Raw genomic sequence first — 23,815 nt, 5'->3', positions numbered from 1 at the left:
CTAGTGTGAGTAGAATGTGAGGTTTTTTAATAGCTTCATTTGGTGTGATATAATACTTCATGAAAATTTTACTCCTAGAAGATGATACGGTCTTAGCAGATATCTTGGTCGATTTTTTACAAGAAGAATACACTGTGACTCATACATATAGTATGAAAAAAGCACTTGTGCTTAGTGAGGAGATAAACTACGACTTGTATATATTTGACATCAATGTCCCAGATGGTGATGGCATCTCTCTACTCAAAGAGCTAAGAAGTTTTAATGATGAGACTCCTACTATTTTTATAACTGCTTTTCACGATACACAGCATCTAAAAAAAGCCTTTGAATCGGGTGCAAATGACTTTATAAAAAAGCCTTTTGATTTAGAAGAGTTGACTCAGCGTATAGAAAATATCAAAAGGCATTTTGGGCTCAGCTTTTTAGTTCAGATAGCTAAGGATTTAGAGTTTGACACGCAAAACCATATACTAAAAAGTGAAAACAGCTCGCAGCATCTAAGCAATAAAGAGAGCATGTGCCTTCACTACCTCTACAAAAACCGTCATCGTGTTGTAAGTGTTGATGAACTGCTTCAAAACCTTTGGGAGTATGATGAGATGCCTTCAGGAGATGCAGTTCGTACACTCATAAAAGAGCTTAGAAAGCATCTTGGTAAAGAGCATATCTTAAATATAAGAGGCGAGGGGTATAGGTTTGAATAGGCTTGAGAAAAAATCATTTTACTCATTTTTAGCTCTATATCTGGGTTCATCTCTACTCTTTACACTGCTTTCTGGTTACTGGTACTTTAGCGCACAAAAGAATTCACTTGAGAGTACTACTTACTATAAACTTCAACACTTGGCTGATAGAATCTCTGGTCTTGTTATAAACGCTCATATGACTTCATCTCCTCTTATTCTTCCAAAGGTGGAAAAGGATTATGAGTATCTGCTTATACCTGCAAAAGAGAATAGAATCTTTGAGAAAAAGTACTTTGAAGATAATGGATTTAAAATCCTTGTATCGACTGCACCTCAAGAACACTTAAATATAGAGTACGTGCTTGTAAGAACTGATGAGTATCATAAAGAGCTAAAAGCTCTGCAAATAAATGTACTTGTTGCGATAACGCTGATATTTATAACTATAGTAGTCATCTCTTGGATACTTTCACGTCTATTTATGCGCCCGATTCATCAAAAAGTAAAAGAGATAGAGTCTTTTATCCAAGATATCTCTCATGAGCTAAACACTCCCATAACTGCACTTGGTATGAGTACTTCAAGAGCGATGCAGAAAAAAGTCTATGATGAGAAGATACTGAGAAATATCTCCATCTCTACAAAACAACTTTACAGCATCTATCAGTCACTTGCCTACCTAAACTTTAGCGGAGTCAATCAAGAGTCTCAGATGTTAAACTTAAAACTTCTGCTAGTCCAAAGCATAGAGTACTACTCAGAACTTAGCCATGCTAAAAATATAAAAATAAAAGCAGATATGCAAGACTCAAGTCTAAATGCCATAGATGCAAGAGTAGAACTACTTTTCTCAAACCTAATCTCAAATGCCATAAAATACTCTATGCCAGATACTACTATAAGCATTGTCTTAAAAGAGGGCTACTTTAGCATCGAAGATGAAGGTGTCGGGATAGAGAAAGAGAAACTAAATGAGATATTTGAGCTTTACAAACGCGGCTCTACTTTGGCAGGTGGTTTTGGAGTAGGACTGAATATAGTAAAACAGATATGTGATGAGTTTAAGATAGAGATACTTGTAAGCTCAGAGTATGAAGTGGGAAGTAAGTTTGAACTGAGGTGGTAGAAGCCTTTTGATAAGGTTTTAAACTTATGACCACTATTTATCCAGCTCTATGTCTTTCATCTTTATTTTTTTCAATAATATCAATCTCTTGAGAGAGGTCTAGTTTTAAGAGTTTTTCTAGTTCACTAAGCCTTCCAAAAACCCTAATAATCTTAACAAAATTCAGCAAAGATGCTTTTCCTGTTTGTTCAAAGTTTGAGTATGTTGTAGAAGAAGAGAGTTGGGCTTTTTGAGAAAAATCTTTTTGCTTTATATTTTCACTCAATCTTAACTTTTTAGATCTGTGAGCAAGAACTATTAATATCTCTTCGTCAGTTAAAAGATCAAATGAGGCATTTAAATTAATTTTTTGCTTCTTTACCTTTTTTGCTTCTTTCTCATAAGCCTTAAGCTTGTTTAACAGTGAATTTTTTTTATCAATCATCACTCAACTCCCCTTGAAAATCTCTACTCATAACAGCTTTCATAACACTACTGTATTTCTTATTTGATACTTTATACTCTTGCATCAATTTTGGTAATTTACTCTTTCTTAGCTCTTGCATCTTCTCTATTGATTCTGAAACAAATTCAACACTGATTGAAAACTCATTTGCAAGTAAGACAACATCGGATAAGTTTATTTTTGACAATGCTTTGCCATAAAGAGATAGTTGATGCTCAACTGTTTGCTTCTCTCCTTTTGCAAAGGTAATATCATAGGCAGGTGTTGCTTCCCAGTTAAAACTTTTATCACACATAAATGAGAAGTTTCTGGAGTGATCATCTTGGTTTACAAACATATAGTTAAAGAGCATCTGTAAAAATAACTGCTTGATACTTCCTTGTGCATTTAACTTTACTGCTACTCTTAGTAGTTCTTCATAGCTAGTTTGCATAGTAATGTTGTAGTCTGTTTGCAGGATTCCTGCAAGAGAGTGGACATGTAGTTTTTCTCCATTTTCAATATCAAACCTCTTTGTAACAAAGTGATGTTTATCATTTGACTCTATAAGAAAACAATCCATCATTTTTATGCCAGACTCTTTGGCTAAAAGATGGTAAATATATTCTAATTTTGAGTAGGTTGATTTATTTTCATCACCACCTGCTGTATCATCGTATTTAATAATTGCAGGGATAAAATTTACTGGAGGTTTTTTAGTCCTGTCTCCAAGATATACTAAGCCTTGTTTCATATCAATAGAGACAACAGCTTTAGATCTTGCTCCACCAACAAAAGAGTGAGCTGACACTAAAAAAGCACTATGAATGGAGTGAAAACCATCTCCTTTTTTTAACTTCTTTGCTTCATTAAACATGTCTATTAGCTCGTAAGTTAAATCTTTCGATTCTGCTATATCTTTTTGTGGTCTAAACTCTAATGCACCAAGCCCTCTATTTCCAATAAATAATAGCTTATCAACAACTGTAGGAAAACTTCCACTATTATTATCCTCAAAAAACTTATTTAATATTGATGTACCAAAACTTCCTGGAAGTGAATCACTAACAAAACCTGGAACTCTTTCTAAGTATGAAAGAGCAGTTGTTTCAATCTCATTAATACCTGATGGAATAGAAATCGGACTAGCCCTATGTGCACCATCATCAATTTGCTTAAGGTAGACTCTGTCTCCAGACTGAATAATATCACCAATATGTTTATCAAATAAATACAAGCTAGCTTTTTGAGCCATAGTGTGTCCTAATCCATATATATTTGTAATTATAGCTTAATTTTTGAAGTTATTACAAATATATATGATTTATATATTTGTAACTATATTGCAGATACTACTATAAGCATTGTCTTAAAAGAGGGCTACTTTAGCATCGAAGATGAAGGTGTCGGGATAGAGAAAGAGAAACTAAATGAGATATTTGAGCTTTACAAACGCGGCTCTACTTTGGCAGGTGGTTTTGGAGTAGGACTGAATATAGTAAAACAGATATGTGATGAGTTTAAGATAGAGATACTTGTAAGCTCAGAGTATGAAGTGGGAAGTAAGTTTGAACTGAGGTGGTAGATTTCATGCGGAAAAATCCGCATGAATAGTGTTAGAAATAATACCTTCTAAATTATTTGCTTGGTATTTTACGAATTCTTCTGAGTGATTTTTTCCTTATATCTTCATCAGTATCTAATGGTTTTGCATCAATTTTCTTTTCCTGGGAAATTCTTTGTTCTTTGTTTTGTTCCATGATAACTTCCCATTTCGTGACCTGATTTTTAGCTGATGTAACATTTGGTGCTTGCGGAGCCATTTTAATATACATATTCATAGAATCTATCGCAAGCGGATAATTTGCAATTTTTCCTTCTAAAATAGCAATGTTAAAATATAATAATGCCGAAAATGGAGCTAATTTTAGTGCTTTATTAAACTCTTCTATGGCAATTGGATAATTTCCGCTTTTTATAAACATTTCAGCTCTTACAATATGTTTATTGGCTTTATCGCCGATAGCGGGTAATTCATTCATTTTATGTATGGTGTTAATCATATTTTCGTTAATCTTTTCTACTTCTGCTTTATTTTGTGCAAAACTCAGCATCTGTGTATAAACTTCAATGCTTTGATTGTATTTTCCCTGCTCATTATAATTTTTTGCACTTTGTTCAAGTTCATCAATAACAGGTTTAAGATGACTCAATAATTCGGCTATATCAGTAGTTAAAGCTATATTTTCAAATAGAGCATAGTCTTGTGTAAGGTTCAGATATTTTTCTTTTGCTTTTTGCATATTTCCATTTTTAGCATACATTATTGCTTCAAAAATAGATGCCTGAATATTATTATTTGCCTTCAAAAGAAGGCTAGAAGCTTGTTCATAATTTTTATCGTCTATATTAATAGCTGCCAACGATATAAGTCCAAAAGAGTCATCTAGCTCATTTGCTTTTTGTGCATCTCTTAGAGCTGCATCTTTTGAGCCTAATTTTCTCTCTATTAAGCTGCGTAGTTCTAATTTTGAGGCTGCTTTTGCTTCTACAAATTTAGCTCTTGATATTACCTTCTCAAATTCTTTGTCTTTACGTTGTATAGTCAGTTTAACAGATGTGCCCTCAGGTCCTGATAATTTATTTGCAACAACTTTTAAGTGCATTCCTTCTATATCATTACCATCAATTTCAAGAATTATATCGCCTTTAATTATCTCCTTGTTGCTTGAAGAATCGCTTGGTATCAAACTATCAACAACCGTAAATCCATTTATGCTTTTAATCCTAATGCCAACTCCTATGTGAGTTTGAAATTCGATTGCTTTAGAAATAGTTTCTTTTGCTTTTGCAAAGTTTGATGAACCATAATAAATATTTGCCAATAGTTCTAAAATTTTCACATTTTTAGGATTAAATTTAGAAGCTCTTTGAAGCACGTTAATTGCTTCATCTATATTTTTATTGTGTAAAAAGAGTTTGGCTAAAGAGAGTGAAGCATCTGAATAGTTTGGAGTTATTGAAATGGCTTTTTGATACATCTCGATTGCTTTTGAATATTCATGTTTTTTTTCATATGATACACCCATATTGAAATATGCATTTGAGTAGTTTGGTTTAAGCTCAAGAGCCCGTTTTGAAGCGCTTATTGATTCATCATATTGCTGATTTTCATTGTAGCAATATGCCAGACCATTAAAATTATTATAATGAGTTGGATTGTTGTAGATAAGTTTATTGAAGATATCAATTCCTTCACCGTTTTGTCCACTTCTACAATATGAAAATGCGAGCCATGCTTTTGCATTGTAGTTGTTTGCATTTAATTGTAAAGCAGTTTTAAATTCAGCAGCGGCTTCTTTATATTTCTCTTGGGAATATAGTAAAGTTCCATTGTTAAATGCTTGCTGCTGCGGACTGACACTTCTTTGCGTACTTGCACATCCAGTAAATAAAATGACTAATATCAGTGTTAGAATATTACTTTTGTTCATCTGTTTTTTCTCCATCTTTTGTTGATTCATATATTTTTTTCAAGGCATCTTCTGTTTTAGTTTTAGTTTCCATCAACTCTTTTTCCATGTCATCTAATTTTTTTAGTTCATCTTGAGAATCTAAAAGCAGTTTTTGCGCTTCAGCCATTGAGTTATCTAAATCATCTTCTTTTTGTGGTTTTAAGGATTGCTCTTTTATAGCTTCAATTTTTTTGATTGCTTCTTCTTTTTTTGCAATTACAACCTCTTTTGACACTTTTGTTGTAAATATTTTCTGTTCAAGATTCTCGAGTTCTTTTAGATTGTTTATTATACTCTGCATTACTATTTGTTGATGCTTTACTATGATATCGTTATTATCTTGTTGGACTGGTGTTGGCTCCGGTACTTCAGGAATTTCGGACATTTTAGTAGATTTACAGCTTTCTTCTATCATACCGCCTGTAATTACATTATCTGATTGTTGATTGAAATATATTGCTTTTTCTTCCTGATTGTTTTTAGTTGCTATCAATGCTTGATTTGAAAAATAAGCACTGCATGACAATCTCTCCAACGAGGACATTATGGATGTGTCTATCGCCTTAGTAGATGATTGTTTTATACTCATAGGTTGTAGTTCAAGTTCATCAGTTTTACCTGAGAGTCCCATGGTTGAGAGCAAAGAGTCTATTTCTTTGTATTTTTTCCCTTTATCCAGTTCTCTGTTTTTTGTCTCTTGTTCTTTAAGATCCTGCCATGCTTTTCTGCCTTCTTGTTTGCGTTTTTCTTCCATAGCTCTTTGCAATGCCTGCTGTTCTCTTTGTTTTTGCTGGCGTATGGCTTCTTGCTTTTGTTCTTGTTCAAGCCCTTTCATAAAACCTTCGAGCAAAGTCTGCATCATCATGTGTTGGACTGCATATTTACTGCTGTAGCCGCCTGAACCTCCACTGCCTCCTGAGTTAGAACCGACACATTTTGAGTTTCTCATTAAATTTGAATAATCTCCACTGGCGCGTGATGAAGAACTTCTTGCTTGTTCACATTGGCTTCGCGTTGAGAAGTTTCCTCTTTTTTTTGGACCACCGGTAAATTTAATGATGGAATTTGAATATTCTATTTTCCATACCGCATATACCGATGTTGTAGAAAAAATTAAAAGGATACTGATTAACCGCAATGTTATTTTCATACACAAAATCCTTGTTTTATTCTTTAGTTGTTGAGCCGTCTATATTTATTATCAATCTTTCCCCAGCATATACCAAAGTATGAGATAAATCTTTTAAGTTCGTCACATCGACAACACCTTCTTTCATATCTAAAATAGTTCTTCCTGCCTTATCAATATTTGTTCTAAATTTAGTGCCTCTCACTGCTAATACAGCTGTCGGAGTGCGTACTTCAAATTTTCTTTGCATCTTCGCTTTTAACATGTTTATTTCTTTATTTGTAAAATCCATAGGATGATTGAGAAGTTTTTTGACATTTTCATCAATGATGAGAGCAAATTTTTCAGCTTTTTCTACAGCTACATCTAAGTTGCCTTTTATGAGAGAAAGTATTTCAGCCGTATCATCTTTTTTCTTGATTTTTAAACTACTGTATTCGCCGATTTTAACGCTTCCTCTGCCATCTAAACACTCAATTTCGACACTGCTGTTTGCATATGTTGAAATAACATCTCCTTCTCGAATATATTTGGCACTTTCGTCATTTATGTATGTGACATCATAAGGGGGTTTGTCTGATGTAAATTCTACTCTCCCCGTATAGTTTGTTATGATTCCCGTGATTTTGTTGTCTAGTTTCATTTTGAAACCGTCTTTGTTTTTTATATAAGAGATATTTTTTTGTATTTGCATTTTTATGCGTTCGTAGCGTTGTTTGTTATTTTGTGCGGTAGTAAAAGCACGGTAAGCAATTGCTTCAACATCAGGTTTGTTTTTCTTTTTAGATACTGAGATAAGATTTTGGGCTTTTATCATAGTGGCTTGGGCTTTTTTTATACCTTCAATCGCTTCTTCTTGCTGGTGTTCAAACTTAAAAATCATACCAAGTTGCACGCTAGACCAGGAAGAATCTTTTTCCTGCGCTTGCAAGTTAAGATGTAAAAAAAACAAAATAATAATTAGTGACATTAAAAGCTTCATTGCAACCTCCATCATCATGTTTATTTATATTGTAGTGCAAAAATATTTAATCTTCAATACGATACAATAAATTATGAAACGATTTCTTTTTTTAATATTTTCCTTTTCCTTTACAGCTTTTGCGATATGTGGGATTCCATCATATAGTACACCATCAGGCAAGGCAGATGAATTAATCTCTTATACTTCTAAATATGAACTTTTCCAAGCAGAAGTTCCTAAGTATTGGAGTAAAGATGAATCAAATTTTCCTTATGTTTTTGATGATAACAATGTAACAGGTGTCATCCTTAAAGGACCAAAGAATGAAGTTGGTGCAGAAGTTAAAATATCATTGATATATTATAAATATAATAGTTTTTATACAGGATATGACCGTTATGTTAAACTACAGCTTAGTGCTCCTAGACGTAAGGATACAAATAAAAAAGATATTTTTTTAAAAAGCAAATTGGGTGAAAATAAAGTTCTTATATTTGATATGAAATCATCTACATATGTTATAAGTCCAAATTTTAATGATGCGCCGATGAGACCCGGAATCATGTATAAAATGGCTCCAAATAAAGAGATACAAATGATAGATAAGCCTGTAATAATGAATGAGAAATTTATGATAATGCCTTTTAAAAAAGGTTTTTTCGTGATTCATCTTGTAGTACCTGAAGATATTAACAATGAATGCAACGAGATTTTTGAAAGAGTAATTAACTCATTAGAGTTTAGTCATGCAGAGCTTTTATAGATTTATCTTCTTTGGTATAGTAATAGTTAAAACTCCATCTCTATAGTCAGTTTTCATTTTTGAGCTGTCAGCATCTATTGGAAGCGTGAGACTTCTTTGAAACTTTCCAAACGATGTTTCTACTTTGTAGTAGTCTTCTTCTTTTACTTCATTTTTAAAATTTCTCTCACCAGATATCTTTAGAGTATTATCCTCTATATCTATTTAGATCTCTTAAGTCTTTAAATGGATCAAATTTAGTGATTAACATAATAAACTCCTAAACATAAGATTAGTAGTACTTGATAGTCTTAATGAACACAACCTTGACAGTCCTGCTATCAAGTTCTACATATGTAATTTTAAATCAAAAAAAATAAAAAAAAGTTTAAAAAGTTGAATTAGATTTCTGCTTTTGAGAGTCTGCTAAGATCTTCGTTGATAGTAAAGATTTTAGCTTTTATATCTGAATATCCAAAAGATTCCAATCTTTTAGTGTGCATCTCTAAGTATCTCGAAGCATCTTCTTTGTTGTCAAAAACATAAGTGCCGCCAGCTTCTTTAGTCTCTTCATTTTCTATCCATAGTTTATAGATTAGACCTTTTTCATTTGCGATATCTTTTGCTAAATCACTCATTGCATTTGTCAGTTCATCACCAAAAGGTCCTTGGTGTGGAAAGTCTACTTGTAAAAGAAATTTCATATTTACTCCATATATATTTTTAAAAAAGTATATAGCATCCATACTTAGAATATGGATGCTAAAAAGTGGTTAAGCTTTTTTTCTATACATCAAGTAATAACCCGCAGGTAAAACAAGAAGTGTAAGTATAGTCGAGCTAATGATTCCACCCGTTATGACAACTGAGAGTGGGTACTGAATCTCACTTCCTACACCACTGGCATATAGAAGTGGAAGTATCCCAAACAGAGTTGTAAATGCTGTCATAAGAACAGGTCTAAGACGAAGCAGGGCAGCATCTTTTAGAAGTGTTTTTAGTTCAACATCTGGAAACTTGACACGTAACTGATCAATAAAGCTGACTAAAACAATTCCGTTTAAAATAGCTATGGCAAAAATGGCTAAAAAGCCAATAATCGCAGATACTGAGAGGTAGATGCCACTAATAACGAGAGCAATAATCCCACCTATAAAACCAAAAGGCACATTAATAAGAATCAACATCGCTTTTGAGATAGAGTTAAAAGCAGTATATAAAAGAAGAATAACTAACAACATGGTTATAGGGATAATAATCATCAGCTTCTCTGTAGCTTCTTGCATGTTTTTAAAGTCACCCGCCCAACCGATGTAGTAACCAGTCGGCATCTCGACTTTCTCTTGTATGAGTCTATTTGCTTCTTCTACAAACGAAGCAACATCACGCCCTTCTACTTCCATGGAAAGAACCATATAACGGCTTAGATTTTCACGCTTTATAAATGAAGCACCGTGACTAATGCTGATATCACAAATCTGATCCAGTGTAACTAGTGAGCCGTTATGTGAGCGAAGAGTTACATCTCGAAGTGCTTGGATATCTTTTTTTGCATCTTTTATCTTTGCAACTATCGGAAATCTTCTGATGCCCTCTATCATTTGAGTGACTTCTTCTTCTCCGATGCCATTTCGAATAACCTGCATCACTTCATCTACACTGATTCCATAACGAGAAAGAGATAGGTAATTTGGCTCTATCTTTATTTGAGCTTGTCCTAGTTGAGTCTCGACTTCCATTCTTTCAAGTCCATCAACATTAGCAATAGTTTCTTGAATAGCTTTAGAGATGCCGTCTAACTCTTTTTGGTCATGTCCATATATTTTGATAGCAAGTTGGGCTTTTACACCTTCAAGTAACTCTTCTATTCTCATAGCGATTGGTTGTGTAGGAACAAATGCAACTTGCTCAAAGGTATGTTCTAAATCTTCATTCATCTTGTGAGTTAGAGCAGGCAAATCATCGATGCCATCTTTAAGAGTAAGCAGAACTTCCATATAGTTGGCTTGAGCAGTCTCACCCTTTTCACTTCTACCTATCATAGATAAAACTGAGCTAACTTCATTTGGATAGTTTTTGAGTATATATTTTTCAATCTCAGATGCACTCTTTACTGATTGTGAAAGAGCAGTTCCGGGGATTGAGATGACTCTATACATAATCGACTCTTCATTTAACTCAGGCATAAACTCACGACCTTGTTGTGAGAGAACAATCACTAGAGCTAAAAAAACAACTGTTACAGATGCTAAAAGCTTTTTAGCATTTGAGAGTGAAAATATCAGCAGTGGTGCGTAAATCTTTTTGAGTCCACCCATCAGTGCATTGTCAGCATTCTTCGTCGGTTTTAGTAGAAGAAAGGCTAAAACAGGAACTAAAACTAGAGCTACAAAAAGGGAGCCAAGCATTACAAATACAATATTCAGTGCCATCGGAGAATATAGTTTTCCTGCAAGTCCATCAAGTGAGAGTAATGGGATAAATACAGCAACGATGATTAAAACTGCAAAAGTTACGGGTTTAGCAACTTCTTTTGCAGAATCTGCAATAATCTTTAGTTTAGAGTCACCCTCTTCACCGTGTAGTTTTCTAAAGGTATTCTCAACCACAACAATCGTACCATCAACTATCATACCAACGGCAATGGCAAGTCCACTCAGACTCATCAGATTTGCCGATAAGTTGTAATAATCCATAAGTGAAAAAGCTATGAGTAGAGAGAGTGGTAGAGATATGATAACTATAAATGCACTTCTAAATTCAAACAAAAATAGAAATAAAACAAAAGCGACTAAAACTACACCACTTAAAAGAGCAGTTGTCATAGTGTTTACTGCTTTGTGAGTTATCTCAGTCCTGTCATAAATAGCTTCTACACTTACCCCTTTTGGAAGTGCAGAGTTTACAGTAGGAAGTTTTTCTTTTATGTGTTGAACAACTTTTGCCGCATTAGTCGCAGTACGTTGGAGAACCATTCCCATCACGGCTTCGCTTCCATCTATGCTTACAGCTCCAAAACGTGGCATCGAGCCAGTCTCAACTGTTGCTACATCACCGATAGTTACGGCTTGACCTTCACCTGACTTTATAACTGAGTTTCTTATGTCATCAAGTGACTTGTAAAGACCTGCTCCACGGATGAGGTACTGTTCACGATTAAACTCTAAGTATTGTCCACCTGCGGCTTGGTTGCTTTTTTGAAGTGCAGTGATTATGTCTTCATAAGTGATGCCGATGTTTTGAAGTTTTTTAGTGTCGATGAGTACATTGTACTGCTTTTCATCTCCACCCCAACCGATAACTTCTTCAACTCCCGTAACACTTTTTAGTAGAGGTGTGACGATGTAGTCTTGCATCTCTCGCAGTTCTTTTAAAGAGAGTTTTTCTGTTGAGTCTTGGAGTTTATACCAAAAGACTTGTCCCAGACCTGTAGTGTTTGGACCAAGCTCTGGTTTACCCCAGCCATTTGGAATATCAACACTTCCAAGTCTCTCGCTTACAAGTTGGCGCAGAAAGTATATGTCCATATCGTCTTCAAAAAAGACAGATACATACGATAAGCCAAAAAATGAGTTTGACATTATCATCTTAACTCCAGCCATACCAGATAGTGCTGACTCTATAGGATAGGTAATAAGTTTTTCAATATCTTCAGCAGAGTTACCCTTGCTCTCGGTATAGACGACAACTTGTTTAGGAGTGATGTCCGGGAAAGCATCTATGGGTATGTCTTGATAGGCTCTAAAACCAAAGGCACTTATGGCAATGAAGAGCGTTATGACTAAAAGTTTGTACTTTAGAGAAGTATCAATGATTTGATTTAACATACTATCTCCCTAGTGACCATGTCCGCCAAGAGATGATTTAAGTAGTTGAGATTTTACATAGTAACTCTTGTCACTAACGTATTCCTCATCCAACTCTAAACCTTCAACTGCAGCAAACTCTTCATCTTGAGTCACTATGTTAATAACACGAGCTTCATATTCCGCTTCATGCTTTTCTTCACCATGTTCATCGTGACCTTCATGTTCTTTGTGCTTCTCTTCTTCTTTTGGAACAAATACAACCCATTTGTTATTGAAAAAAGAGAGAGCAGATTTTTCTACTGCTACATATTTTTTTGTAGAGTTAAAGTAGAGTGTTGATGATGTGTAAGCATTTATATATAGGTTGTCTGTAATCTCATCTATGCTTGATAGTAAAACTATTCTTTGAGTCTTCTCATCTACATTTGGAAGTATCTGTGTTACGTTTGAGACGATGTTTTTAGCATTTGTCTTTATAACTATCTTCTGTCCTATTTTAACCTTAGATGCATATTCTAAGGGCAAGAAAGACTTTAAGTAAAATGCTTGGCTTTTTATAACCGAGATGATATGAGTGTCTTCTTTGATACTAGAGTGTAGAGGCTGAAGTATCTCTGATACAACACCCTCACTATGAGCATAAAGTATAAAGTTTGAAGAAGCTTTTTTCAACGTCTCTGTGTTGATTCCCAAAGTGTCTAGTTGAGACTTCAGTGATGTTAGTTTTGCTTCTGCTTCATCTCTTTTGATACTTTGAGAATTAAGTTCTTGCATCGAAGTCATACCTTTTTCATATAGACTTTTTGAAGCTTGGTAGTTTTTCTCCTGCGCTTGGAGTTGTTTCTTTTGAGAGATAAAGTTTGCTGTCATATTTGAGAGCATGATAGACTCTATAAGAACGATTTTTTGTCCCTCTATAACACTTTGTCCGACTCTTACGTAATACTCTTCTATATGACCGCCGACAAGCGACATGACAGACTGTGAAGCATTTGAAAGTTGGACTATCTGTGCGTTTAGTTCTACTGACTTTCCAAATGCTCTTTGTACGGAGTGTTTAGTCGGTATCTCAACTGCAAAAAGTGTAAGTGTTAAAGTGATTGTTAGTAAAAACATTTTATTCATTATATGCTCCTGCAATATAGTTAGTAGTGATTGCATTTTGATTCAGTGCAGTGTCTATTTTGATAAGAGACTCTTTTGTCTTGATAACTCTGTTTTTGATGTTTTGAAGCTCAAGCAGATTTATACTTGCTATCTTGTATCCATCTTCAAACATTTTTAGAAGTTTTATTTGAGTCTTTAGAGTTTCTTCATTTTTAGATTTTAAAAGCAGTAATAGCTCTCTCTGCTTTTTTAGTTTGATATTTTCTATAGATATCTTTGCATTTTCGTTTTCTATGAGAAGTTCTGTTTTATCTGCTTCGAGTTTTGCTATTTGCATCTCTTCTGATGAAGTATTAAAAATAGCAAGAGGGATAGAAGCTCCAACTCTCATGATATTTTGATCTGGCTCATTTTCAAACTCAGCTGTTATGTCTACCCACTTAACTCTGTTTGAGTTTATCTGCGAGGAAGCTTTTGCTTCTTCTTTATAACTTTTGAGATAGTTTATGCTTGGGTTCTTAAGAGAGCTAGCATCTGCGGCTAGTTTGAATTCATATTTGAAGTCCAATTCTACTTCATTTCTTATGCCTGCAAACTTTAGAAGCTTGAAGTATGTATCTTGGATATCAAGGTTAAGAGTCTGTGCTTTTATCTCTACCATCTCATAATCAACTTGAGCTTGAAGCATTTCGCCTCTTGAGATAGTTCCGGCACTGCTTCTTTCTTTAGAGATATCATATATATGCTTTGCAATCTCCAACTCTTCACCAGCTAGTTCAAGCTTTTTTCTCTGGTTCGCATACTCTGTATACAAAAGTGAGATGTCACGAGTAAACTCTGCGTACGATAGTGAGTAGTTAGATGCAGCTTTTTTTAGAGTTGCATCTGCATAAGCTTCTGTATCACTACCTACTCCCCATAATCTTACGGGCTGAGTAAACGCAGCTCTGTAACCGTTGTCATCGCTAAAGTTATCTGGTTTAAAAGATGAGTACTCTAAATCTAGAGAAGGGTTTTTGTATCTAGTCATAACAGAACCCTGTTCGCGCGCTTGGGATAAACTCAAGTTTGACGACTTTAAGTAAGGACTGTTTTTTAGTGCGTTGTCTAAAAACGCATCAAAATCTTGTGCAAATAGTGATGCTGAGATTAGAACAACTGCTGATAATATTTTTATCATTATTGTTCCTGTAATAATTATATAGTTTGTATTTAGTTGTGTTACAGGTTAAGAGGTAGGGGGTTTATATAAATTTGTATGGATTTTGAAGTTGTATGTTTCTTTATGGATTTTATTTGTAGTTGCTTTGAAGTCGACATCCGGTAGGACTAGGTTTTGAGACAGTAAGATTGACTGATGATACTCAAAGTGAATATCACAAAGATCTTCATGAGATTGTGGCGAATCAAACTCACTAACATACTCTATGGCACTGCAGTGGTCATCATCATAAGCTGCATAAACATACTCATGTATGATAGAAAAACTTATTACAAACAGTAGCGCTAATGTAGTTAGGCTTCTTAGTCTCATGCAAGGAGTATACTCTAGAAAGGTAACAATGTACTTTTAGGAGACAATTCTTAGCAGCTCTGGTAAGTCTGAAAACTTCTTTATATTATATGTAGCTTTTGAAAAGTCATGTGTTTTTGTAAACTCATTTTCAACTATAGCACACTCTATCTCAGCATTTACGGCGGAGCTTAGACCTCTTTGTGAGTCTTCTATAACTAGACATTCATCTTTAGATGCATTAAACTTTTTCATACCTGCTAAGTATGGGTCTGGGTGTGGTTTTGAGCGTGGGTACTCTTCTACACATAGAGAGAAGTCCATAAACTTTATGATGTCTCTATCATTATGAATAAGGTCAAAGTCTACTCGTCTTGCAGTAGTTATTATTCCCATGCTATACTCTTTTTTTAGTTCTTCAAGAGTCTCTACAACACCGTATATCTCGATATGTTCAGTTCTTATAAACTCTCTATAGTAGACATCTCTTTGCTCTCTTTTCTTAGTTATGATTTCTTCAGAAATATTTTGTGCACGGGCAACTTCCCAAGCTGTTCCACCTCTTGCCATTATCTCCATGTAGACATCAAAAGTAAGTTCTATATCTATCTCTGCTAAAGCTTTTACATTTGCCTCGTAGTACCAGTTTTCAGTCTCGACTAAAACGCCGTCGTTATCAAAGAGAAGAAATTTTTTACGACTCATTAAAGTAACTGCTTCTTTACAAATTCCATATAGTGACCTTCTTCGGCTTCTAACTCTTCATGAGTTCCGTGTTGGACAATCTTTCCACTTTCTAGAACGTAGATGACATCTGCATTTTTAACTGTGCTTAGTCTGTGTGCAATGGTGATGACTGTTTTGTCTTTTAGAAGCGGTGCTATGGTCGTTTGTAGTTTTGCCTCAGTGTGAACATCGAGTGCCGATGTAGACTCATCAAATATAACTACGCTTGGATCAGCGATAATCATCCTTGCGATGCTAAGTCTTTGTCTCTGACCACCTGAGAGTCTGATACCGTGACGACCTACTATTGTGTCTAAACCTTCTTGCATCTGCTCTATCATATCTGTAAGTTGAGCTATCTCCAGCGCTTTATAAATATCATCATCGCTTATACTCTCATCACCCATAGTTATATTAAACCTAAGAGTAGAGTTAAAAAGGATTGGCATTTGAAGAACTAAAAAGATTCTCTGCCTTAGTGAGCTTTTGTCTATCTCTTCTATATCCATTCCATTATATTTTAATGAACCGCCATTTTTTGCGTAAAAGCCTGAAATGACTTGAGCAAGAGTTGTTTTACCGCTTCCACTTGCACCGATAAGTGCTATCTTGCATCCGGCTTCGATGTCTAAAGAGATGTTTTTAAGGATGGGCTTTTCATTTGAATATGAGAAGTCCAAATCTTTTAAAGAGATTTCCAGTTTTTTAGACTCTATCTTTTTGTCTCCGCTCTTCTCAGTTTGTAGAGTAAGGATTTTGTTTATTCTCTTTATTGCACTCATGGCAGATGCGTAACTATACTGCATAGATAAAATGTCTTGAACAGGAGTCATGATAAACCAGATATAACCAAACATCGCAAACATCATACCGATGCTTAAGTCGCTGTAAGCTACAAGGATAAGTCCAGACGCACGAATGATTTCAAACATTGTTAAAAAGATAGTGTAAGAGAGTTTTTCATATGCGACACTTTTATAGCCATACGCATTTGATGTTGTTTGAACTTTTTTAGCATGAGAGATTGCCTCACTAAAAAAGTAGTCCTCTTTGTTAGATGCTTTTATCTGTCCATAAAGATCTAATGTTTCTCCAATATTGTCTTGAAACTTCTCTATTGCATTGTTTTCATCTTTTTTCAGATTACCAACAATTTTTGCCATTTTCTTGCTCATAAGCATAATCATAGGCTGAATAATCAAAATCAAAATTCCTAAAACAGGGTCGATTACAATCATTACAATACCAACAGCAACCAGAGTTAAGATGGACGAAACAAACTTGCTGACACTTGTGATGATGAAAGCATCCAGTGTGTTTACATCAGTTACTAAGTTTGCAGTTATCGCACCTGAGCCTAATGTTTCATACTCATTCATAGATGCAATACGAAGATGCTCGATAAGACGTTTTCTTATCATAAAGGTAACGTGCTTAGATATTTTTGTAAAGACTTTAGTGATGATTACACCAAGAAAATAGTAGATAAAACGCAGTAAAATAACCACGACAGTTACGATGGCTATGTAGTAAAATGCAGTTGTGCCACCAACAAAGAAGTTAATAGCATCTACAAAATTAGCAGGTTTGTCTAAAAGAATCTCATCTACCATGATTGGCAGCATTAGAGGAATCGGTACACTAACAAGAATGGCGATTAGCGTGATTATCTGACCGTAAATAAGTGCAGGTTTTTTCTCTAGGATGAGCCTATAAATAGTTTTTAGGGTGATTGGTTTGTTATTCATTTGATGCTTTTTTAAAATATGGTTTGAAGAGAAAGTATAACATGAAGCTCCATAAAACCACACTGCTAAGTATCTCTAAAAGACCTGCTTCTTCTTCCATGTGAATGAGTGACTTGGCATCTATAGAGTTAATGTCAAACACAAAATCAAGCCCAAGACCGAAGATAACACTTCCCAAGATGATAGTTCCAAGATAGATGTAAAGCGACTTTGTCCCTAACATCTTTTTAACTACACCGATAGTTACAGTGTTTGTAGCAGGACCCGCACTTAAAAACACAAAAGCAGCTCCCGCACTAACTCCACTTAGCATAAGCCCAGCAGCGATAGGCAGAGATGCAGTGGCACAAACATACATTGGTACGGCGATAGCAATAGCTATTATGTAAGAGAGCCATGAGTACTCTGTAAGAATCTCACTAAGGTTTTGAGGAATAGCTATAGTAATAAGTGCTCCGATGATAAGACCCCACAAAAGAGGTTTTGCTATATCACCAAGAAGAGTGACAAACGCATACTCCATAGCTTTTTTAAAAGAGAACTTCTGTTTCGCTTCACTCTCAGATGAACAAGAACTAGAGCAACAACAACTATCACTTTTCTCTTCTACTTCCTCAGGGATTATCTCTTTGTCATAAATATTTGTAAGTATTCCTGCAACCATAGCGATAGCCATAGAAGTTATAACTCTGTATATGGTAAAAATCCAGCCAAACATTCCATAAGTAGCTAGAATAGAGTCGATGCCAGTAATGGGAGTAGAGATTAAAAATGAGAGAGTTGCACCTTTTGAAGCGCCACTTTTTTTAATGCTAGATGCTAAAGGGATAACACCACATGAACACACCGGAAGAGGGATGCCAAAGATAGTGGACTTTATAACTGAGCCAATACTTTCTTTACCTAAGTGTTTAGTGACAAGTGTCTCAGGTACAAGTTCGTGCATAACTCCCGCAAAGGCAAGACCGAAGATGATAAAAAGAGCCATTGCATTGCTAAGATCATACAGGGCTGTGAAAAATTCTATTAGTAGTTCCATGAGGTCATTGTACTTTTTTGTAGCTTGAGTGATATGTGGAAATAATATCTATTTCCACATGTAAATATATGTTTAAGTTTTTAAGAGTTTGCAGTTATCGCGTTTGCGATTCTCAGCATAGTCTCATCTCTTCCGATTACTGCCATAACAACGTCCAGTCCTGGACCACTCATCTTTCCTAGAAGTGCAATACGGAGAGGTTGACCGATCTTTCCAAAACCTATCTCCATCTCCTTTACAACACTCTCCATAAGGTGGTGATAATCACTTGGAAGATGAAGCTCCTTTGAAGCACTAACTTTCGCTCCAAAGGCATTTATGATAGCAATAGAATCATCTTTAAAAGCTTTTTTAACAGCTTTTTCATCATAAGAAGTCGGTGTTGTAAGCATTTCTTTTGCAAGTTCTGCCATATCTTTTAGAGTTTTTGCACGCTCTTTAACGGCATCTAGAAGAATCTCTTTTTTATCATGTGAAGTTAGAACCAAATCATACTCAGTTAGAAGTTGAGCCAACTCTGTGTTAGATGTATTTTTGATGTAGTGAGCATTTAACCAATCAAGCTTTTCAGTGTTGTATATAGACGCTGATTTGTTGATATCCTTAGGATCAAAAAGCTCAATCATCTCTTGCATACTAAAGATTTCCTGATCGCCGTGACTCCAGCCAAGACGAACTAAAAAGTTTAGCAGTGCCTGAGGAGTGTACCCCATCTCTTTATATGCCATAACATCGGTTGCACCGTCACGTTTACTAAGTTTTTTGCCTTCAGAATTGTGAATCATAGGAACATGATTAAATGCCGGCACATCAAAGCCAAGAGCTTCATAAACTACTATCTGTTTTGGAGTGTTTGAGAGGTGATCATCTCCACGGATAACTTCAGTGATTCCCATTAAATGGTCATCAATCGCAACAACAAAGTTGTATGTAGGTGCACCGTCAGCTCTTGCGATTACAAAATCATCTAAGATATCTTGGGCTTGAAAACTAACATTGCCTTTCACTCCGTCTTTAACTAAGATTTCTCCAGTTAGAGGTGCTTTGATACGGATAACAGGCTCAACACCCTCTGGCGGAGTTCCATCAAAGTCACGATACTTGCCATTGTACTTTGTACGCTCTTTATTTGCCATTTGAGTCTCACGAAGCTCTGTAAGTTCTTCTTTTGACATGTAACATTTATAAGCTTTGCCTTCATCTAAAAGTTGCTTAATATATTTAGCATATATCTCATCTCTTTGTGATTGGTAAGTTATCTCGCCGTCATGATCTAAACCTAACCACTCAAACGCTTTTAAAATAGCATCTGTAGCCTCTTGAGAGTTTCTTGCTTTATCAGTATCTTCGATGCGAAGAACAAATTCTCCACCATTTTTTTTAGCCCAAAGGTACGAAAAAAGAGCGGTTCTTAAACCACCAATATGAAGATAGCCGGTAGGGCTAGGAGCAAAACGAGTAACAACCATGAGAGAGCCTTTTATTTTAGTAGTTGAATTTTAGACAAATGTTTGTTAAAGATGGGTAAAACTTTTTCAATTTAAACATATTAAGCTTTTTAATAGTTGTCTCTGAAAAATCTAAAGTATTTATTTTATTATGGTAAAATGTAATGAATTAATTAAAGTTATATCACATGACCAAGAATGGAGTTTACAGATTTGAAAATTTTAGTTGTAGATGACTCAAAACTAGCGAGATTATCATTGATAAAAGCTGTGAAAAATGTAGAGCCTTCTACGGAATTTTTTGAAGCAGAAAATGGTGCAATTGCTGTAGAAATCTTTAAAAAAGAGATGCCAAGAGTGGTGTTTTTAGATTTAACTATGCCTGTAATGGATGGTTATGAAGCTTTGATAGAGATCATGAAGATAGATCCAGATTCACAAGTTATAGTTGTTAGTGCCGATATACAAGCCCAAGCAAGAGAGAGAGTCTTATCCCTTGGTGCTAAGAACATGTGTGCTAAACCAATCAATGATGAGAAGATGCAAAACATCTTTATAAACGATTTAATAATATAAAAGGTAGCTAATTTTTGAATAATATAATTTTCAACGAAGATCAAACAGACGCTTTAAAAGAGTTTATGAATATTGCAATTGGTCAGGCAACTTCTCATGTAGCTGAACTTCTAGATGCTTTTGGTACTATGCATATACCAAAGATTTCTATTCAAGATATGAGTGAGTTGAATCAAGTTGTTATTGATAATATAGATAAAGATTCAAACTACTATGTGATGAAACAGCTTTTCGCAGGAAAATTTGGTGGAGAGTGTGTCTTTATCATAAGCGAAGATTCTGCAAGTAATCTAGGAGCACACCTATACGACATAGAAGAGCCTTTAAAAGATGACATTACTGATGCTGTTATGGAACTTACAAATATTGTTACATCTTCGATTGTAAGCCGTTTAACGGAAGAGTTGAATGTTCAGGTTCAGTTTTTTGCACCGACATCTAATTTTGTTAATGCATCAAATATCATAGATGATGACGAAGTGACTAGCTATTCAAAAATCATAGTAGTAAGTACTGAGTTAGAGTTTAAAGATTATAATATATGTGCAAATATTTTTATACTTACAAAAGATGAAGCCATTATTAGCCTAAGAGATTTAATAGACAAAAAAATAGAAGAGTTGTATTCGTAATGGAAAGTTTAAAATGTCCTGATGTTTTGTTAAACTCCTTAGAAAACGGTCATTTTGTAATAGATGAAAACTTTGTAGTAACTTACTGGAACAGATGGTTAAGTGTCAATACTCAAATAAGCAGTGAAGATATTATTGGCAAGAATCTTCAAGAATTTTATCCGGATATTAACTATAAAATCCTACTTCGTAAAATAAGAACAGCACTTAGATTAAAGACTCCTACTTTTTATGACTCAAACTCCAATACTGTTTTCATACCAATCACTCGAAATAAAGTTACTAGAACAGCTCTAAAGTTAATGCAACAACAAGTAACGATTTCTCCATACATAGTGAATGAGAATAAAGTAATGGTTTCTATTTACAATATCAGTGAACTTCATGAAACAAAACTTTCACTTCAAAAAGAGATAAATAAAGTAAATGAGTTAAATAAGATTTTAGAAAATGACAGAGATATAATAGACAAAAATATTATGGTGATGAAAACTTCAGTAAATGGAAATATAATAGATGTTAGTACTCTGTTTTGTGAATTTTTTGGATACGAGAAGAATGAACTTATCGGCAAAAACCCTTCTGTTTTAAAAAGTGGAAAACTACCAGATTTAATCTACAAAGAACTTTGGAATACTATTACAAATAATAAATCTTGGACCGGTGAAGTTGAAAATGTAACTTCATCAGGTGAAAGCAGATGGGTGCAGTCAAGAATAACTCCTATTCTGGATGATGACGGAGTTTTAATGGAGTTCAATGCTGTTTATCAGGATATTACAAATAAAAAACTCCTTGAAGTACTTTATGTTACTGACCCTCTTACACAAATATATAATCGTACATATTTTGATGAGTTAATGACTTCTATAGCCCTTCACCAAAGAAAAGCTGATACTAATTTTATTATACTGATTACAGATATTGATCATTTTAAATCTATAAATGACACCTATGGTCATCAAGTCGGAGATGAAGCACTAAAAGATGTTGCCAGAGTAATTAAAGACTCTTTGAGAGAAAATGATGTTGTTGCCAGATGGGGTGGAGAAGAGTTTGTTATAATGCTGAAAAACACTGAACTTGACGAAGCTCAAATGATAGCAGAGAAGTTAAGAGCTAATATAGAGAAAACAAAAATACAAAATGTCATAGATATTACAACATCAATCGGTTTAACTAAGTATTATGTTGGAGAAGATACGAATCTTACTTTTAAAAGAGCAGATAACGCTCTTTATAAAGCAAAAGAATCAGGAAGAAATATGGTCGTAACAGAGCTGTAGGATTATTTTAGGCAACTATTGGCTAAAAAGGGGTAAAATACTTTTTTTAATTCTACAGGATAATTAATGTACAAAATATTTTTAACTATTATGCTTGCTCTAACACTAAGTGCTGAAATTGTTGATGGAATCGCTGTTATTGTCAAAGGAAGTGCTATAACTCTTTATGACATAAAAAAAGAGATGCAACTTTCAAAAATAGATGCTAAATCTGCTACAGATGCTTTAATAAGAAAAGCTCTTGAAAATCAAGAGATAGATGAGAGAAAAATATCTGTTAGCAGCGGTGAAGTTTATGATGACATCAAAAAAACTGCTGAGAGAAATAAACTTAGTGTAAGTGAGTTTTACGAAGCTGTTAGAAACTCAAGCGGTTTAACATCAGAAGAGTTAAAAGAGAAGATAAAAGAAAAACTACTTTCTCAAAAGCTTTACTCTGCAATCGCCTACAGCGGTGTTTCGGAGCCAACAGAAGATGAGATAGAAGCATATTTTAAATCACATAAAGACTCGTTTGCTCATCCAAGCGGATTTAAAGTTTTGATATATCAGTCAACTAACAAGCAAAAGCTTCAAGAAAAAATTGACAATCCAATGTTCTATTCACCAGATATCTCTAGCAATGAGCAGAGTCTTCCATACGACAGAATCTCTCCAGAATTAGCATCTCTTTTAGAAAGAACATCATTAAACAGTTTTACGGCAGCTGTTCCAGACGGTAAAGGCGGATATATGAGCTTTTACATCAAAGAGATAGAATCAGCTAAAGAGACAGGTTTGGATAGTGTTAGAAACCAAATAGTAAACATGATAACTGCTGAGCAGAGAGAACAGGTTCTTGGTGATTACTTCGCAAGGCTTCGTCATAATGCAGAATTAAAGATGATTAGAAATGTTAAGTGATCAAAACTTCATAAATATTGCACAAGAGCTTGCTACAGCTTCAAAGTGTGTATCTAAACAGGTCGGTGCAGTTATTGTAAAAGATGGTCGTATCTTAAGTACTGGTTACAACGGTACACCGGCAGGATTTACAAACTGTTGCGATCACTGGAACGGTGAGTATACTCCAGATCATCATGAGTGGTCAAAGACTTATGAGATTCATGCAGAGATGAATGCTATCATCTGGGCAGCAAGAAAAGGCATCTCTATAGAAGGTGCTTCGATATTTGTAACACTTGAACCTTGTAGCGAATGTAGTAAAAACCTAATAGCAAGTGGTATCAAAAGAATCGTTTATGCAAAAGAGTATGAGCATACTCACTCAGATACGATTTCAAAATTTATTAAAGACAATGGTGTGAGTATAGAACAGCTTGCTCCAAAAGTATAGAGGTAA

Annotated in this window: 24 protein-coding genes; 9 read left to right on the top strand and 15 right to left on the bottom strand. The window is 34.7% G+C overall.

The features are described from left to right. The first annotated feature begins 59 nt into the window (after positions 1–59). A complete protein-coding gene (locus tag SMGD1_RS05520; RefSeq protein ID WP_008336338.1) occupies positions 60–707 on the top strand; it encodes a response regulator transcription factor in 648 nt (215 codons plus the stop codon). Continuing rightward, the gene (locus SMGD1_RS05515; protein WP_008336792.1) at positions 700–1,815 is read left to right on the top strand and encodes a sensor histidine kinase; all 1,116 of its coding nucleotides are present in this window, start codon (positions 700–702) and stop codon (positions 1,813–1,815) included. The genes SMGD1_RS05520 and SMGD1_RS05515 overlap by 8 nt, the downstream gene beginning before the upstream one ends. 37 nt (positions 1,816–1,852) lie before the next feature. On the opposite strand, the gene SMGD1_RS05510 is transcribed toward SMGD1_RS05515, so the two are convergent. Together SMGD1_RS05510 and SMGD1_RS05505 are read right to left on the bottom strand one after the other, a co-directional pair. Continuing rightward, positions 1,853–2,239: a hypothetical protein gene (locus tag SMGD1_RS05510; RefSeq protein WP_008335852.1), complete on the bottom strand. Its 387-nt coding sequence runs from the start codon at positions 2,237–2,239 to the stop codon at positions 1,853–1,855. Continuing rightward, positions 2,232–3,494: a type II toxin-antitoxin system HipA family toxin gene (locus SMGD1_RS05505; RefSeq protein ID WP_008337006.1), complete on the bottom strand. Its 1,263-nt coding sequence runs from the start codon at positions 3,492–3,494 to the stop codon at positions 2,232–2,234. The genes SMGD1_RS05510 and SMGD1_RS05505 overlap by 8 nt, the downstream gene beginning before the upstream one ends. 15 nt (positions 3,495–3,509) lie before the next feature. Between SMGD1_RS05505 and SMGD1_RS14570 the strand changes: the two genes are divergently transcribed. Further along, positions 3,510–3,824: a sensor histidine kinase gene (locus SMGD1_RS14570; RefSeq protein ID WP_316680460.1), complete on the top strand. Its 315-nt coding sequence runs from the start codon at positions 3,510–3,512 to the stop codon at positions 3,822–3,824. Positions 3,825–3,876: 52 nt separating this feature from the next. Here SMGD1_RS14570 and SMGD1_RS05495 read toward each other — a convergent pair whose 3' ends face one another. From SMGD1_RS05495 to SMGD1_RS05485, 3 genes are read right to left on the bottom strand one after another with little or no spacing between them, the layout of a single operon-like run. Next, complete coding sequence (locus SMGD1_RS05495; RefSeq protein ID WP_241761444.1) at positions 3,877–5,763, bottom strand: tetratricopeptide repeat protein; 1,887 nt, start codon at positions 5,761–5,763, stop codon at positions 3,877–3,879. Beyond that, positions 5,720–6,904 (bottom strand): hypothetical protein, encoded by a 1,185-nt coding sequence (locus SMGD1_RS05490; RefSeq protein WP_241761443.1) that lies wholly within the window; start codon positions 6,902–6,904, stop codon positions 5,720–5,722. Before SMGD1_RS05490 ends, SMGD1_RS05495 begins: the two co-directional genes overlap by 44 nt. A 16-nt stretch (positions 6,905–6,920) precedes the next feature. Further along, positions 6,921–7,865: a FecR family protein gene (locus SMGD1_RS05485; protein ID WP_171801002.1), complete on the bottom strand. Its 945-nt coding sequence runs from the start codon at positions 7,863–7,865 to the stop codon at positions 6,921–6,923. 73 nt (positions 7,866–7,938) lie between these two features. On the opposite strand from SMGD1_RS05485, the gene SMGD1_RS05480 reads away from it, so the two are divergent. Continuing rightward, the gene (locus tag SMGD1_RS05480; RefSeq protein WP_008336446.1) at positions 7,939–8,610 is read left to right on the top strand and encodes a hypothetical protein; all 672 of its coding nucleotides are present in this window, start codon (positions 7,939–7,941) and stop codon (positions 8,608–8,610) included. On the opposite strand, the gene SMGD1_RS14565 is transcribed toward SMGD1_RS05480, so the two are convergent. From SMGD1_RS14565 to gltX, 10 genes are all read right to left on the bottom strand, one after another. Continuing rightward, the gene (locus SMGD1_RS14565) at positions 8,605–8,808 is read right to left on the bottom strand and encodes an Hsp20/alpha crystallin family protein (RefSeq protein ID WP_394357042.1); all 204 of its coding nucleotides are present in this window, start codon (positions 8,806–8,808) and stop codon (positions 8,605–8,607) included. The genes SMGD1_RS05480 and SMGD1_RS14565 overlap by 6 nt on opposite strands. A 182-nt stretch (positions 8,809–8,990) precedes the next feature. Continuing rightward, positions 8,991–9,293 carry a monooxygenase gene (locus SMGD1_RS05475; protein ID WP_139064126.1) on the bottom strand — a complete coding sequence of 101 codons (303 nt, stop codon included), beginning with the start codon at positions 9,291–9,293 and terminating at the stop codon, positions 8,991–8,993. Positions 9,294–9,362: 69 nt separating this feature from the next. Next, positions 9,363–12,416 carry an efflux RND transporter permease subunit gene (locus tag SMGD1_RS05470; RefSeq protein WP_008336933.1) on the bottom strand — a complete coding sequence of 1,018 codons (3,054 nt, stop codon included), beginning with the start codon at positions 12,414–12,416 and terminating at the stop codon, positions 9,363–9,365. 9 nt (positions 12,417–12,425) lie between these two features. Beyond that, positions 12,426–13,523: an efflux RND transporter periplasmic adaptor subunit gene (locus SMGD1_RS05465; protein ID WP_008336448.1), complete on the bottom strand. Its 1,098-nt coding sequence runs from the start codon at positions 13,521–13,523 to the stop codon at positions 12,426–12,428. Beyond that, the gene (locus SMGD1_RS05460; protein WP_008340847.1) at positions 13,516–14,685 is read right to left on the bottom strand and encodes a TolC family protein; all 1,170 of its coding nucleotides are present in this window, start codon (positions 14,683–14,685) and stop codon (positions 13,516–13,518) included. The genes SMGD1_RS05465 and SMGD1_RS05460 overlap by 8 nt, the downstream gene beginning before the upstream one ends. A gap of 48 nt (positions 14,686–14,733) precedes the next feature. Next, positions 14,734–15,039 (bottom strand): hypothetical protein, encoded by a 306-nt coding sequence (locus SMGD1_RS05455; protein WP_008335673.1) that lies wholly within the window; start codon positions 15,037–15,039, stop codon positions 14,734–14,736. 36 nt (positions 15,040–15,075) lie between these two features. Beyond that, positions 15,076–15,723, bottom strand: coding sequence for an HAD family hydrolase (locus SMGD1_RS05450; RefSeq protein ID WP_008335414.1), 648 nt, complete (start codon positions 15,721–15,723; stop codon positions 15,076–15,078). Further along, entirely contained in the window at positions 15,723–17,492 is a 1,770-nt protein-coding gene (locus SMGD1_RS05445; RefSeq protein WP_008335855.1) for an ABC transporter ATP-binding protein, read from the bottom strand. Before SMGD1_RS05445 ends, SMGD1_RS05450 begins: the two co-directional genes overlap by 1 nt. Beyond that, positions 17,485–18,531 carry an SO_0444 family Cu/Zn efflux transporter gene (locus tag SMGD1_RS05440; protein WP_008336591.1) on the bottom strand — a complete coding sequence of 349 codons (1,047 nt, stop codon included), beginning with the start codon at positions 18,529–18,531 and terminating at the stop codon, positions 17,485–17,487. Before SMGD1_RS05440 ends, SMGD1_RS05445 begins: the two co-directional genes overlap by 8 nt. A gap of 80 nt (positions 18,532–18,611) precedes the next feature. After that, entirely contained in the window at positions 18,612–20,000 is a 1,389-nt protein-coding gene (gene gltX, locus SMGD1_RS05435; protein ID WP_008335518.1) for a glutamate--tRNA ligase, read from the bottom strand. A gap of 192 nt (positions 20,001–20,192) precedes the next feature. Between gltX and SMGD1_RS05430 the strand changes: the two genes are divergently transcribed. From SMGD1_RS05430 to SMGD1_RS05410, 5 genes are all read left to right on the top strand, one after another. Continuing rightward, complete coding sequence (locus tag SMGD1_RS05430; RefSeq protein ID WP_241761442.1) at positions 20,193–20,555, top strand: response regulator; 363 nt, start codon at positions 20,193–20,195, stop codon at positions 20,553–20,555. A gap of 14 nt (positions 20,556–20,569) precedes the next feature. Next, a complete protein-coding gene (locus SMGD1_RS05425) occupies positions 20,570–21,187 on the top strand; it encodes a chemotaxis protein CheC (protein WP_008335685.1) in 618 nt (205 codons plus the stop codon). Next, on the top strand, positions 21,187–22,473 hold the full coding sequence (locus SMGD1_RS05420) for a diguanylate cyclase (protein WP_008336033.1): 1,287 nt from the start codon (positions 21,187–21,189) through the stop codon (positions 22,471–22,473). Before SMGD1_RS05425 ends, SMGD1_RS05420 begins: the two co-directional genes overlap by 1 nt. Before the next feature lie 66 nt (positions 22,474–22,539). Continuing rightward, entirely contained in the window at positions 22,540–23,376 is an 837-nt protein-coding gene (locus tag SMGD1_RS05415) for a peptidyl-prolyl cis-trans isomerase (RefSeq protein ID WP_008335052.1), read from the top strand. Next, positions 23,366–23,809 (top strand): deoxycytidylate deaminase, encoded by a 444-nt coding sequence (locus tag SMGD1_RS05410; protein WP_008336952.1) that lies wholly within the window; start codon positions 23,366–23,368, stop codon positions 23,807–23,809. Before SMGD1_RS05415 ends, SMGD1_RS05410 begins: the two co-directional genes overlap by 11 nt. Positions 23,810–23,815 lie beyond the last annotated feature (6 nt).

Source organism: Sulfurimonas gotlandica GD1, assembly GCF_000242915.1.
GTDB lineage: Bacteria > Campylobacterota > Campylobacteria > Campylobacterales > Sulfurimonadaceae > Sulfurimonas > Sulfurimonas gotlandica.
Note: the sequence above shows the minus strand (reverse complement) of the source record. Positions and strands in the feature narration are given on the sequence as shown.

Excerpts from the sequence above, each read along its gene's own strand:
- SMGD1_RS05460 (WP_008340847.1), bottom strand. The coding sequence starts at position 14,685 with ATGATAAAAATATTATCAGCAGTTGTTCTAATCTCAGCATCACTATTT.
- SMGD1_RS05420 (WP_008336033.1), top strand. The coding sequence starts at position 21,187 with ATGGAAAGTTTAAAATGTCCTGATGTTTTGTTAAACTCCTTAGAAAAC.
- SMGD1_RS05415 (WP_008335052.1), top strand. The coding sequence starts at position 22,540 with ATGTACAAAATATTTTTAACTATTATGCTTGCTCTAACACTAAGTGCT.
- SMGD1_RS05455 (WP_008335673.1), bottom strand. The coding sequence starts at position 15,039 with ATGAGACTAAGAAGCCTAACTACATTAGCGCTACTGTTTGTAATAAGT.
- SMGD1_RS05475 (WP_139064126.1), bottom strand. The coding sequence starts at position 9,293 with ATGAAATTTCTTTTACAAGTAGACTTTCCACACCAAGGACCTTTTGGT.
- SMGD1_RS05470 (WP_008336933.1), bottom strand. The coding sequence starts at position 12,416 with ATGTTAAATCAAATCATTGATACTTCTCTAAAGTACAAACTTTTAGTC.
- SMGD1_RS05490 (WP_241761443.1), bottom strand. The coding sequence starts at position 6,904 with ATGAAAATAACATTGCGGTTAATCAGTATCCTTTTAATTTTTTCTACA.
- SMGD1_RS05505 (WP_008337006.1), bottom strand. The coding sequence starts at position 3,494 with ATGGCTCAAAAAGCTAGCTTGTATTTATTTGATAAACATATTGGTGAT.
- SMGD1_RS05440 (WP_008336591.1), bottom strand. The coding sequence starts at position 18,531 with ATGGAACTACTAATAGAATTTTTCACAGCCCTGTATGATCTTAGCAAT.
- SMGD1_RS05450 (WP_008335414.1), bottom strand. The coding sequence starts at position 15,723 with ATGAGTCGTAAAAAATTTCTTCTCTTTGATAACGACGGCGTTTTAGTC.
- SMGD1_RS05480 (WP_008336446.1), top strand. The coding sequence starts at position 7,939 with ATGAAACGATTTCTTTTTTTAATATTTTCCTTTTCCTTTACAGCTTTT.
- SMGD1_RS05410 (WP_008336952.1), top strand. The coding sequence starts at position 23,366 with ATGTTAAGTGATCAAAACTTCATAAATATTGCACAAGAGCTTGCTACA.
- SMGD1_RS05485 (WP_171801002.1), bottom strand. The coding sequence starts at position 7,865 with ATGAAGCTTTTAATGTCACTAATTATTATTTTGTTTTTTTTACATCTT.
- SMGD1_RS05510 (WP_008335852.1), bottom strand. The coding sequence starts at position 2,239 with ATGATTGATAAAAAAAATTCACTGTTAAACAAGCTTAAGGCTTATGAG.
- gltX (WP_008335518.1), bottom strand. The coding sequence starts at position 20,000 with ATGGTTGTTACTCGTTTTGCTCCTAGCCCTACCGGCTATCTTCATATT.
- SMGD1_RS05465 (WP_008336448.1), bottom strand. The coding sequence starts at position 13,523 with ATGAATAAAATGTTTTTACTAACAATCACTTTAACACTTACACTTTTT.
- SMGD1_RS05445 (WP_008335855.1), bottom strand. The coding sequence starts at position 17,492 with ATGAATAACAAACCAATCACCCTAAAAACTATTTATAGGCTCATCCTA.
- SMGD1_RS05520 (WP_008336338.1), top strand. The coding sequence starts at position 60 with ATGAAAATTTTACTCCTAGAAGATGATACGGTCTTAGCAGATATCTTG.
- SMGD1_RS05495 (WP_241761444.1), bottom strand. The coding sequence starts at position 5,763 with ATGAATCAACAAAAGATGGAGAAAAAACAGATGAACAAAAGTAATATT.